The organism is Sulfuritalea sp., from assembly GCF_017302275.1.
GTDB lineage: Bacteria > Pseudomonadota > Gammaproteobacteria > Burkholderiales > Rhodocyclaceae > Sulfuritalea.
Window position 1 is genome coordinate 1 of record NZ_JAFLDR010000068.1, and the last position, 10,541, is coordinate 10,541.

The 10,541-nt window shown below is 61.9% G+C and carries 12 protein-coding genes; 1 reads left to right on the forward strand and 11 read right to left on the reverse strand.

Translation table 11 applies throughout. The features are described 5' to 3' along the window. Positions 1–276, forward strand: a 276-nt coding sequence (locus tag J0M27_RS20585) for a Wadjet anti-phage system protein JetD domain-containing protein (RefSeq protein ID WP_294996387.1), incomplete at its 5' end; no start/stop codon positions are given. Between the two features lie 173 nt (positions 277–449). Here J0M27_RS20585 and J0M27_RS20590 read toward each other — a convergent pair. From J0M27_RS20590 to J0M27_RS20640, 11 genes are all read right to left on the reverse strand, one after another. Continuing rightward, on the reverse strand, positions 450–983 hold the full coding sequence (locus J0M27_RS20590; RefSeq protein WP_287665874.1) for a DoxX family protein: 534 nt from the start codon (positions 981–983) through the stop codon (positions 450–452). Further along, the gene (locus J0M27_RS20595) at positions 983–1,768 is read right to left on the reverse strand and encodes a DNA-binding domain-containing protein (protein WP_287651629.1); all 786 of its coding nucleotides are present in this window, start codon (positions 1,766–1,768) and stop codon (positions 983–985) included. Before J0M27_RS20595 ends, J0M27_RS20590 begins: the two co-directional genes overlap by 1 nt. Then, the gene (locus J0M27_RS20600; RefSeq protein ID WP_287651630.1) at positions 1,765–2,682 is read right to left on the reverse strand and encodes a DUF692 domain-containing protein; all 918 of its coding nucleotides are present in this window, start codon (positions 2,680–2,682) and stop codon (positions 1,765–1,767) included. The genes J0M27_RS20595 and J0M27_RS20600 overlap by 4 nt, the downstream gene beginning before the upstream one ends. Before the next feature lie 28 nt (positions 2,683–2,710). Beyond that, on the reverse strand, positions 2,711–3,013 hold the full coding sequence (locus J0M27_RS20605) for a DUF2282 domain-containing protein (protein ID WP_294996396.1): 303 nt from the start codon (positions 3,011–3,013) through the stop codon (positions 2,711–2,713). Positions 3,014–3,373: 360 nt separating this feature from the next. Next, a complete protein-coding gene (locus J0M27_RS20610; RefSeq protein ID WP_034917267.1) occupies positions 3,374–3,598 on the reverse strand; it encodes a sulfurtransferase TusA family protein in 225 nt (74 codons plus the stop codon). 11 nt (positions 3,599–3,609) lie between these two features. Next, the gene (locus J0M27_RS20615) at positions 3,610–4,080 is read right to left on the reverse strand and encodes a hydrogenase iron-sulfur subunit (RefSeq protein ID WP_287651632.1); all 471 of its coding nucleotides are present in this window, start codon (positions 4,078–4,080) and stop codon (positions 3,610–3,612) included. Next, positions 4,077–6,017 (reverse strand): FAD-dependent oxidoreductase, encoded by a 1,941-nt coding sequence (locus J0M27_RS20620; protein ID WP_287651633.1) that lies wholly within the window; start codon positions 6,015–6,017, stop codon positions 4,077–4,079. The genes J0M27_RS20615 and J0M27_RS20620 overlap by 4 nt, the downstream gene beginning before the upstream one ends. Continuing rightward, complete coding sequence (locus J0M27_RS20625) at positions 6,014–6,508, reverse strand: hydrogenase maturation protease (protein ID WP_287651634.1); 495 nt, start codon at positions 6,506–6,508, stop codon at positions 6,014–6,016. The genes J0M27_RS20620 and J0M27_RS20625 overlap by 4 nt, the downstream gene beginning before the upstream one ends. 6 nt (positions 6,509–6,514) lie before the next feature. Further along, positions 6,515–8,002: a Ni/Fe hydrogenase subunit alpha gene (locus tag J0M27_RS20630; protein ID WP_287651635.1), complete on the reverse strand. Its 1,488-nt coding sequence runs from the start codon at positions 8,000–8,002 to the stop codon at positions 6,515–6,517. Next, positions 7,999–9,003 (reverse strand): hypothetical protein, encoded by a 1,005-nt coding sequence (locus J0M27_RS20635; protein ID WP_287651636.1) that lies wholly within the window; start codon positions 9,001–9,003, stop codon positions 7,999–8,001. Before J0M27_RS20635 ends, J0M27_RS20630 begins: the two co-directional genes overlap by 4 nt. 63 nt (positions 9,004–9,066) lie before the next feature. Continuing rightward, on the reverse strand, positions 9,067–10,224 hold the full coding sequence (locus tag J0M27_RS20640) for a methyl-accepting chemotaxis protein (RefSeq protein ID WP_294996405.1): 1,158 nt from the start codon (positions 10,222–10,224) through the stop codon (positions 9,067–9,069). Positions 10,225–10,541: the final 317 nt, after the last annotated feature.

The following is a 10,541-nucleotide window of genomic DNA, read 5'->3' on the forward strand; positions in this document are numbered from 1 at the left end:
GACATCGACACCCACGGCTTCGCCATCCTCGACCAGTTGCGCGCCCATATCGCCGACGTCGAATCGTTCCTGATGGATCGTGCGACGCTGCTGGCTTTCGCCACGCACTGGGGCGAGGAGGACCGGCAGACGTTGCGCGATCTGCCACGACTGAACGCGGAGGAGGGCGCCCTGTACGACGACCTGCGCGACAACCGCCTGCGGAGGAATCTGCGTCTCGAACAGGAGCGGATCGGTTTTGGCTGGATCGAGGCGGCGTTGGCGGCTTTGGCGTGACAGGTTGCTGCAAGTCCGCCTGATCGATCCTCAGGTTCGCTCAGACCAGCGCCAGCGCGACCCGCCGTCCGGCCCGAGTAGCCGTGCTGCCTGCCTTGCGGTTAACCATACGGCCCGAATTCCCATGTCTGCCGCCTCGGCGCCCGCGCGCACTGCCTTCTATCGCCGCCGTCTTATGCGATCGGCTTGAAGCGTGCGGCGATCAGGTGATCCACCGACACCGCGCCCGGTCCGCGGGCGATCAGGAAGACTAGCACGCTGGCCCAGACGCCGTGGGTCGGATAGGCGTCGGGGTAGACCAGGAACTGGATCGTCAAGGTCATTACCAGCAGACCGATCGCGGAGAAGCGTGTGGCCAAGCCGAGCAGGATCAACAGAGGAAACATATGCTCGGCGAAGGCCGCCAACGGCGCCGCGAGTTCCGGCGCTACCAGCGGTAGCCGATATTCTTCGCGAAACAGACTCAGGGCGGAGTCCGAGAGCTGCGGCGCGCCGAAATGAAACTCGCCGCTGACGATGTCGATGACAAGGCCCTGTACCTTGGTTTGTCCCGACTTCCAGAAGATCGCCGCTATGGAAAAGCGGCCGAGCAAGGCGATCAGGCTATCGGGGATGCGCCCGAACACGGCGATCAGCTTGAACACGAGGCCGATTGGACCGCTATTCCCAGCCTGGCTGGCTGCGTTAACGGTGGCGATGGAATTCATCATGCAGGTTCTCTTCTTGGTTGACACAGGTTGATGATGGCTCCGCCGCAGATCAGCATGCCGAGCACGGCGGGCAGATCGAAGGCGGGCTCGGCGTCCAGGGCAAACTGGGCTGCGGCGCCGAAGGCCAGGCCCTGCTGTAGGTGCAGGATGAATTGTGCCGTGGCGCACGGAATCCGCCGAATTTCGACGTCGAGCCCGATGCGCAGGACGAGGGCCGATTCGGGCAGCGCGGGATCGACCGCCGTCAGGTCGGGCGTACCGTCTTGCGCCTGGTGCGCCGCCCACAGCGAAACCACGGCGTGGGCCGAACGCAGCACTGCCAGCGAGGGGTGCAGGTCGAAACCAGTTGCCGCCAGTGCCGGCGCATTCTCCAGCAGGGCCGCAAAGTCCGCGAGGCCAAGCGGCGCCGCATCGGCGGCGTGCCAGGCCTGCACGCGCAGCATCTCAAGCCGGGCGACGTCGGCCAGGTAGGGCAGGACGGCCGCCGGCGCAAAACCTTCGATGAATTCCGCCAGACCCGCGCCGTAGAGCGCCAGAACCGGCGAGCGCGGGGGATGGGTGCGGACGAACAGGCGCGCCATGGCGCGGAAGAATTCCTCGCCGACCAGATCCTGCGTCACCGGATAGCTGTCGGCCAGCGCGTCGATCAGCGAGACCATGACATTGTTGCGGTAGACGGCGAAACGCCGCGCCGGGTCCGAGCCGTTCCAGGCCATCAGGCCCGGTGGGCACAGCGGCTCGGCAGCCAGCACGGCTTCGGCGAAGTGCCGTTGCGCGCTCACGCGCAAGCCTCGGCCGGCGCGGTAGCGGCCAACTGCTGGCGCATGATCCGGTCCGCCCGCTGCGCCTCGGCGAGCAGGACCGGAAACACGGGTATGTCGCCGTCACGCTCGATCAGGGTCGGCAGCGGACCCAGCAGGTCCAGTGCGAATGCATAGAGATCCCAGACCACCTGCGCCACCGGCGCGTCGTGGCTGTCGATCAGCAGGGGATCTCCGGCGGCGTCGATGTCGCGGGCGAAGCCGGCCAGATGGATCTGGCCCACCGCCTTCAGCGGCAGGGCGCGGATATAGGCGCGCGGGTCGCGGTTGTGATTGACGCTGGCGACATGGACGTTGTTGACGTCCAGCAGCAGGCCGCAGCCGGTGCGGCGCACGACTTCACCGATGAAATCGGTTTCGGCCATGGTCGAGGCGGCGAATTCGACGTAGGTCGCGGGGTTCTCCAGCAGCATCCGCCGCTGCAAACGCTCCTGCACATGGTCGATATGCGCGCAAACCCGCGCCAGCGTGCCGACGTGATAAGGTGCCGGCAGCAGGTCGTTGAGATAGACCCCGCCGTGGCTGGCCCATGCCAGGTGTTCGGAGAAGGATTCCGGCTGGTAACGCGCCAGCAGCGCGGCCAGCCGGTCCAGATGCGCGGCGTCCAGGGGCTCCTCGCCGCCGATCGACAGGCCGACGCCATGGATCGAAATGGGATGGCGTTGGCGAATGCGGCCCAGGTAGTAGTGGAAGGGTCCGCCGTCCACCATGTAGTTCTCTGCATGCACTTCGAAGAAGCCGACATCCGGCGCAGTGTCAAGGATCTCGCGAAAATGTTCCGGTTTGAGCCCGACCCCGCCGCGCGCGGGCAGGGTCGTGACGGGGAACGCGGGGGCATCGCCCTGGGATGGCCGGCAGTTGGCAGGGATCGTCATGGCGGATGCTCCGCGATCCGGATTTCGATCAGGCCTTCTTTTCCTTGAACTCGGCAAGCTGGCCCTTGCCGGTCGGCGAAGTCGAGGAAACAGTCTTTTCGCAGGTCCCCTTGGGCACCAGGGTCCAGGCATTGCCCTGGTAGTCGGTTTTCGAGGTACCGGCACACGAAGTGCCGGCGCCCGCCTTGCAGTCATTCTTGCCCTTGAGGGCGACGCCGTAGCATTTTTCCTTGTCGGCCGCGCTATCGGCGGCGAAAGCCGGGCTGGCGGCTACCGTCAGGGCGGCGCCGAGCGCCAGGGCCAGTGAAGCTGTCGTCATTGTCTTGTTCATCGGTACACTCCTTGTTTGGGTTGGATGGCTTGGTTTTCTGCAGTCACCCGAAGTTTCTCGGGCCTGCTGGACGATAGTCGGAGTCGCAGCCGATTCCTTACAACCCGGGAGTTTCTTCTCTGACGATTTCGCCCCGCAGCAGAACGCGCGGAGCCCCAGACAAATTTCGAGCGCAACGAGCAACTCGGCCGCGTCGTACAGGCGCGACGTGTCGGCAAGAAGCACGGTACCGACAACTATCGCCATATCCATCCAGTGCCATCACGCAACAAGGATGATGCCGTGATGGCCAACTGCAGAGGTGGGTGCGCTGAACGCTTGCGCTCTGCCCGCGCCCCGGCGAAGTCGCCGGGAAACCGTTCAAAGCTTGATCTGGATGCGTTTCTTGCCGCCGCCTTCATCCTTGCACCAGAGGACGGTCTTCCTGGCGCGAGTCGCCCATTCACGCACGTCCTTTTCGAAAGTCGAGCAATCGGCAACGACTTCGAGAATGTCTCCCGGTTTCATCCGGGTCGACTGGACGGTCACTTTCAGCGTCGGTTGCGGGCACTTGAGTCCAACGCAGTCAAGGATTTGGGTTGCCATTCTTCTTCTCCTTAGTTTTTAAATGGTCTTACCGCAAGGGCACGAACCTGATCAACGAATTCATTGGTGATCTGCGAAAACCTGTCTGCTTCCGCCGCCGAAACATAGTCAAAGCGAAAACGCCGCGGATCGACGCCCAATTGTGGTACCAGGCACTCCAGCAGTTCGGCCCGGCAGTAGGCGCGCAGGTTGCCCTCCTTGTAATGGCAGTCACCGGGATGGCAGGCCAGCACCAATACGCCGTCCGCCCCTTTCTGGAAGCATTCGAGGATCATGGTCGGCTCAACCCGGCCAGAACACATGACGCGGATCGCCGTCAGTTCTGCCGGCACCGGCAACTGGTTGGCACCCGCCTTGTCAGCGCCCGCGTAGGAACACCAGTTGCACAGGAAGGCAACAACTTTGACAGCAACGCCGGCAATGGCGTCAACGTTGTTCGTCGGGATTGTGGGATGGGTGGTCGAATAGCTCTGGCAACTCATGACAACACTCCCCCAATTTCAGCTCGCAGCATCGCACGGGAAAAGCCCTGACCGGTAATCGCACCAGAAGGGCAGGCTGCGACGCAGGTCCCGCAACCTCGACACAGGATATCGGCCACATCGGCAATCCTGTCGCGTGCATTCCACGAAATGGCCTTGTATGGGCAGACCTGCAGGCACGTTCCGCAACCAGAACAGCGCATCACATCGACCACCGCCACCTGCGGATCGACCACCAGATCGCGACCATCGACCAGTTCGGAAAGCGCCAGGCCGGCCGCCGCCGTACCGCTGGAAAAGGCCTCACGGATATCGCCAGGCCCACGACTGGTCCCGGCCAGATAGATCCCCTTCATGTTGCTGGCGCAGGAAGCGGAAAGCGAATGCAACTGGGCAAGGAAGCCGCCTGCATTGGTATCGAGTTCAAGCACCTCGGCAATCTTGCTGGTTCCTGCGCCGGGAACGACTGGACGCATCAGCACGATCATCTCGGCGGCAATCGACTGCCCATTGTCCTGGCAAACGATCCGGCGTTCTGCGCCCACGCCGTCGACGCTCAGGGCGCCCAGCCCGGAATAGCGGCTGACTGCGCTGTGGTCGTGGTGCAGTTGGCTATCGGCATCCAGGCCGGGTACGACCTGTTCGCGAACCAGGCGCGTCAGTTCGACCCCCGCCACTTTGGCAGCGGTAATGTGGGCGTACTTCAGCGCAGCGCGGCAACAGGTGCCGGAACAGTAGGAAATCTCGTTGGTATCGAGCGAGCCGGCGCAATGGACAATGGCCACCGACTGCGGCGGGGTGCCGTCCGCTTTCAGGATCTCGCCGCCGGTCGGGCCGTTCATCGCCAGCAGACGCTCGAAGCTGTAGCCAGTATGCACGTCCGCTAGCCCGGCAAACGCAGCGGGAACGTCCTGTTTTTCAAGAGCACCCGTGGCGACAATAATGGCGCCCACTTCGATGGTGATCTGACGAGCGGTATCGTCGAAAGCCAGAGAACCTTCGACCGGGCATTCGACGAGGCAGGCATTGCATTCCTCGCCTTTCAATTTCAGGCAGACTGCCGGATCAATGTGCGGGAAATTGGGCAGTGCACCGGCAAAAGGCGCATCGACCGCGGCCAGTTCGCCTGCAGCATTCCACGCGTGCGGCCGGTGCTCGGGGCAGACGGCAGCGCAGGCCATGCAGCCGATGCATAAATCCGGATTGATGAAGCGTGGTCGCTGTTTGACGGTCAGGGTCCAGTTGCCGAAGGTGCCCTTGACTGCGGTCACCTCGGCCAGCGTCAGCAAATCAACGTACTCACTTTCGTGGCCATGCAGCAATTCGCCCATCACCGGCTCCAGCAAACACGGACCACATTCGAGATTCGGAAAAAGTTCCTCATAGCGAACGGGCAGCCCGCCGATGAAGGGTTCCTTCTCGATCAGGGTCACCTTGCGCCCCGCGCGCGCCAGGGTCAGCGCCGCCTGCATGCCGGCCGGTCCGGCACCGATGATCGCTACTTCGGTGCGCAGCGGCACCTTGCGCGCGACGAGCGGCTCTTGCCGCTGTACCCGATCCAGCGCCGCCGACAACAGACGTGCCGACTTCGCCGTTGCCTGCACGGGATCGGCGGTCACCCAGGCAACCTGCTCACGGACGTTGACCATTTGGAGGAAATACGGGTTGATGCCGGCCCCGATCAACAGCCGCCGAAAAGTCGCTTCATGATCGCGTGGCGAACAGGCGGCGACGACCACGCGTTCAGGCTTTTCTTCCTTCAGCCAGGTTTCCAGCTGTTCGAGGTTGTCGGCACCACAGGCGAGTTGGTCGACCCGGAAAACCGGCCTGGTCGGGTGGCCGGCAAGCAGTTTCTGAACTTTTTCCCAGTCGATCCGCTCTGCGATGATGCCGCTGCAGGTGCAAAGAATGACGGCGGTTCTTGCTCGGGAACTCATGCAGCCTCCTTGTTGGCAAAGAGAGACCCTCGGGCCAGCAAACGTACTGTCCGGCAGGCTTCCGGCAGGGCGCTGGCGACGCGGGGTGACAGGTTTTCAGCGAACGTGGTGACGTCGTCAGCCACCACCGCGACCAGGTGAATATTCATGTCGGTGGGCAGATCCAGGCCCATGGCGCGGCCAATGGTCAGCGCCTGCAGCAGTGTGCAGTCGTGGCCGCAGGCCGCATTCTGGCTGCTGCCGTGGATGCCCGCCACCACCACCTCGCCCGGCGTGCGGCGGCTGTCGAGTAGTGCGTCGACGATGATGGCCCGCGTTGCACCCGCCAGTTCCTCCAGCAGCAACAAGCCGCCGGCATGCGATTCCACCAGCCTCCATGACTCTTCCACTCCGGCTGCCAGTTCGCGAATTACCCTCGGACCGATGGAATCGTCACTTAGAAAAGGGCAACCCAGGCCGATAACGACGCAGTCGCCATTTGTACTGCGCATGGTCGCTTATCCCCGCACCTGTTGATCGAGCAGCGATCCGTCGACGGCGCGCAGGTTAACCTCTAGCGGTGCCTTGCCCAGTGCGTGCGTGGCACACGAGCAGCAGGGATCATAGAGGCGGAAAGCCATTTCCACCTGGTTCAGGATGCCGTCGCTGAACACGCCACCCTTGATCAGCCCCTTGGCGGCCTTCATCACTGAAAGCGAGATCGGGGCATTGTTGTTGGTTGTGCCGACGATCAGATTGACCCTGGTGAGCACACCACGTACGTCGGTCTCGTAATGGTGGGTCAGCGTGCCGCGCGGGGCTTCGACCGAGCCGATGCCTATGCCGGCCCGCGCCTCGACGACCTGGCGGACCGCTGGATCACAGATTTCAGGGTGTTCGAGCAACTCCTGCATGCGCTCTGCGGCATAGAGCAACTCGATCAACCGCGCCCAGTGCGTGGCAAGGCGCTGATGAACCGGCAGGTTACGGCCATTGGCGGCCTTTCCCCGCGCGCCGAAGGTGTCGAAAAAACGTTCGAATTCAGCCTGCGCAAGCGGTGTGGCCATGCGGTCGGCGACATTGAGGCGTGCCAGCGGGGTGGCGTGGTAAATGCCGCTCTCCTGCCCATCGACAAAGCCGTTCCAGCCGAATTTCTTCAGATAGGGGAATTTCAGATAGCTCCATGGCTCGACGTGTTCGGCGATGTGGCTCAGGTAATCCTTGGGATCGTAGAGGACGACTTCATTTCCCAGTGTATCGACGACACGAATCCTGCCCTCGTAGAAATTGGGTGCCATCCCGGCATCGACCGTACCCATGCTGTGCGTTTCGTGGCGATACAAGTCGGAAAACATCAGATCAAGATAAGCCTGATCCTTGAGAACGATGTCGTCGAACGTTTTCAGCGAGAAACGGGCGAAATCGATGTTTTCCTTGGCACAGTCAAGAAAATCCCGGCGCATTTCCTCGCTCAGGGCCACCGACCAACCGCCCGGCAACGCCCCGCACAAGTGCACGCCGCGGCCGCCCAGACGCTTGATCAGTTCGTGGTTGCGCTTGCGGCAATTGATGACCTGCAGGCCGATATCGACGCCCACCTTGCGAATGACCCCCAGGATATTGCGCTCGGAGGCCGGAGCATCCGGGCCAACGATGAAATCCGGCCCACCCAGGCAGTAGAAATGCGTGGTGTGATCGGTGACAAAAAACGCCATGTAGATCAATTCGCGAATGCGCCTTGCCGCCGGCAGGCAGGTAACGCCGAAGGCTGCATCGACGGCCTTGGCTGCCGCCATGTGGTGAGCTTCCGGGCAAACGCCGCAGATGCGATTGGTGATATTGGCCATTTCCTCGGCATGGCGTCCGACACAGAAGGACTCAAAACCGCGCAGTTCCGGAATCTGGAAATACGCTGAGGAAACGTCGCCGGCGTCGTCCAGAAAAATTTCAATCTTGCCGTGGCCTTCCAGTCGTGTGATCGGATCGATGGTGATTCGTCGAGTCATTGCTCCACCTCCGGCTTGCGCTCGGCGAGCACGGTCGCTGCCAGTGAATAGCGATAGAAAGTGCCCAGCGGGTCAGCCACGCCGGATAGCGCATGCTTGATTCGCCGATGCAGGTCCTCTTCGCCCTTGCCAGCCAGCTTGCCGGGATCGACCGCCGCCGCCAGTGCCGTCAGCGCGCTGGCGCCGGGGTCGGCGGTCGCATCGAGGGCACCATAGCAGCCGGTGCAGGGCATATTGGCGGTCGGACAAAGGGCATGGCAACCGCCACGCGTGGCCGGTCCAAGACAGGCGAACCCCTGTTCGACCAAACACCAACCGGTTTCCGGTATGCCCTCATAGGGCCGTAACAACCGCGCTGCCAGCACGCCGCGTTTTTCCCGTGGGCATTCGCTGCAAACGGCGCGGCTGCTGCAACCCAGCCAGGTGCCAAGCGGTGGCAAGGGCGCACCGGAAGCCACATGGCGAATGACGGCGATGATCTGTTCCGGCTCCGGAGGACAACCGGGCATGGTGTAATCAACGCTCACAGCTTCATGCACGGCCAGCACGCGCGGCAAGAAGGCCGGCAATGCCAGTTCCCCGTCGGTTACATGGCAGATCGGTTGAGGGATCAACCGCGCCGCGTTTTCGACGCTGGGCGCATTCAGAAAGACCGTGTCCAGCAGGTGCTGCAAACCGTGCTGATTGGCCAGAGCGGGAATGCCCCCCGTAGCGGCGCAAGCGCCGAAAGCGACGAACACCTTCGACTTCCTGCGCAACAACTCTGCCATTTCCTTGTTTTCTTCGGTACGCAGCGCACCGTTGAACAGGGTCAGGAAAATATCGCCATCCGGCAGCGCCTCGATGTCCTTTGTCTTGGTATCGAGCAGACAAGGACAAAACATGAAGTCGAAATGATGATCAACTTCCAGCAAGACCTCATCAATATTGGCCAGGGCGATTTCACATCCGCCGCAGGAAGCTGCCCAATACATGGCAAGTTTTGGTTTGCTGGCTGACATCTTTCCCTCCATGAACAGGAACGGCCTACGCGATCTGCAACCCCGGCAAGCAAGCCGGAACAGTCAAAACGTGAAACCCTTGACCAACCGGGACAGATGATCCGTTTGCCGAGACAGGGTCATCGCCGCCGTCGCCACGGTACTTGCCTCCTGTGCCGACCCGTCGACCATCGTGCTCATCTGCTGGCTACTTGAACTGATGTCGTCGGTGACCGCTTTCTGCTGCTGAGCGGAAGTGGCGATCTTGCTGATATCGTCAGATAACTCAGTGATCTTGCCGAGTATTTCGCAGATCGATTCGCTTGAGCGCGCGCCATCCTCAACGCCTTTCTCCACCTCATGCACCGCCTGCTTCATGGTATCGACTGCACTCTGGGTTTCGCCCTGGATGAGCTTGATCATCTCGGTAATCTGCTGGGTTGCCTGCGTAGTACGTTCTGCCAGCTTTCTCACCTCGTCCGCCACCACGGCAAAACCGCGCCCCGTCTCGCCGGCCCGCGCCGCCTCGATAGCGGCATTGAGCGCCAGCAGGTTGGTCTGATTGGCAATATCCTTGATCGTTGAAACGATGGCACCAATCTGTTCGGAACTCTCGCCCAGCCTACCGATACGTTCCGATGAATCCTTGATCAGCTCGGCAATGGCGTGGATGGAATTGATCGATTCCATGGAAACGTATGCCGAAACATTCGCCGCCTCGTTCGCCGCCGATGCAGCATGTGATGCCTCAACGCAGTTTGTTGCGATATGCCCGGCAGTCGCTGCCATCTGCTCGCTAGCGGCGGCGGCACTCGAGCAACGTTTGGATGCGACCAGGGATTTGTCGGCGATCGCTGCCGCCGATGTGCTCAGCTGATTGACTGTTGAAGCAATCTGCAATGCACACTGGCTCACCTCGGAGATGGACCTGCGCAGGTTCGAGACCATGCTGGCAAATGCGGAAAAAACATTGCCCGCATCATCGCCAACCGATGCGGGCAGTGTCACGTTCAGATTGCCTTTGGCCACCTGCCCGATATGACCGGACAACTGATCCAGTGGGCGGCCGATACTCGATACCAGAAAATAAGCAGCCAGGGCTGCAATGCTGACTGCCAGCACCATCCCGCCAAGCGCTACCCCCATCCCGCCACCGCTTCCTGCGACAACGAAAACCGGAATGGATGACAGTACAGCCACCCCGATCAACGTCATCCAGACCCTGGCCCTGAAGTTTGCCATTAGCCCCCCACCCTAGTAGATCCCTTACCCTGTTGGTATCTGCTTGCCCCATTTGTATTAGACAGCAATACTAGCCGGCACACAATGCGGGGTATGTTTCGCTGCGTGTCGGCCCGGCACCTCGACACGCGCTTGCGACTCTCGTCTGCATGCGTGCCGGTTCCCTGGCATCGCTTCCCGCAGTTGCGGGTGGCGGAATCTGCCAGACTAACGGCAGGGAACCAAGAGAACTCGGGGGTGATAGAACCTGGATTCCTCTGTTCTTCTTGACGCGGAGGAGGGCGCCCTGTACGACGACCTGCGCGACAACCGCCTGC

Bases quoted from the DNA above. Each gene is read 5' to 3' on its own strand.
- J0M27_RS20600 (WP_287651630.1), bottom strand. From the start codon at position 2,682: ATGACGATCCCTGCCAACTGCCGGCCATCCCAGGGCGATGCCCCCGCG.
- J0M27_RS20620 (WP_287651633.1), bottom strand. From the start codon at position 6,017: ATGAGTTCCCGAGCAAGAACCGCCGTCATTCTTTGCACCTGCAGCGGC.
- J0M27_RS20640 (WP_294996405.1), bottom strand. From the start codon at position 10,224: ATGGCAAACTTCAGGGCCAGGGTCTGGATGACGTTGATCGGGGTGGCT.
- J0M27_RS20610 (WP_034917267.1), bottom strand. From the start codon at position 3,598: ATGGCAACCCAAATCCTTGACTGCGTTGGACTCAAGTGCCCGCAACCG.
- J0M27_RS20615 (WP_287651632.1), bottom strand. From the start codon at position 4,080: ATGAGTTGCCAGAGCTATTCGACCACCCATCCCACAATCCCGACGAAC.
- J0M27_RS20635 (WP_287651636.1), bottom strand. From the start codon at position 9,003: ATGTCAGCCAGCAAACCAAAACTTGCCATGTATTGGGCAGCTTCCTGC.
- J0M27_RS20625 (WP_287651634.1), bottom strand. From the start codon at position 6,508: ATGCGCAGTACAAATGGCGACTGCGTCGTTATCGGCCTGGGTTGCCCT.
- J0M27_RS20630 (WP_287651635.1), bottom strand. From the start codon at position 8,002: ATGACTCGACGAATCACCATCGATCCGATCACACGACTGGAAGGCCAC.
- J0M27_RS20590 (WP_287665874.1), bottom strand. From the start codon at position 983: ATGAATTCCATCGCCACCGTTAACGCAGCCAGCCAGGCTGGGAATAGC.
- J0M27_RS20605 (WP_294996396.1), bottom strand. From the start codon at position 3,013: ATGAACAAGACAATGACGACAGCTTCACTGGCCCTGGCGCTCGGCGCC.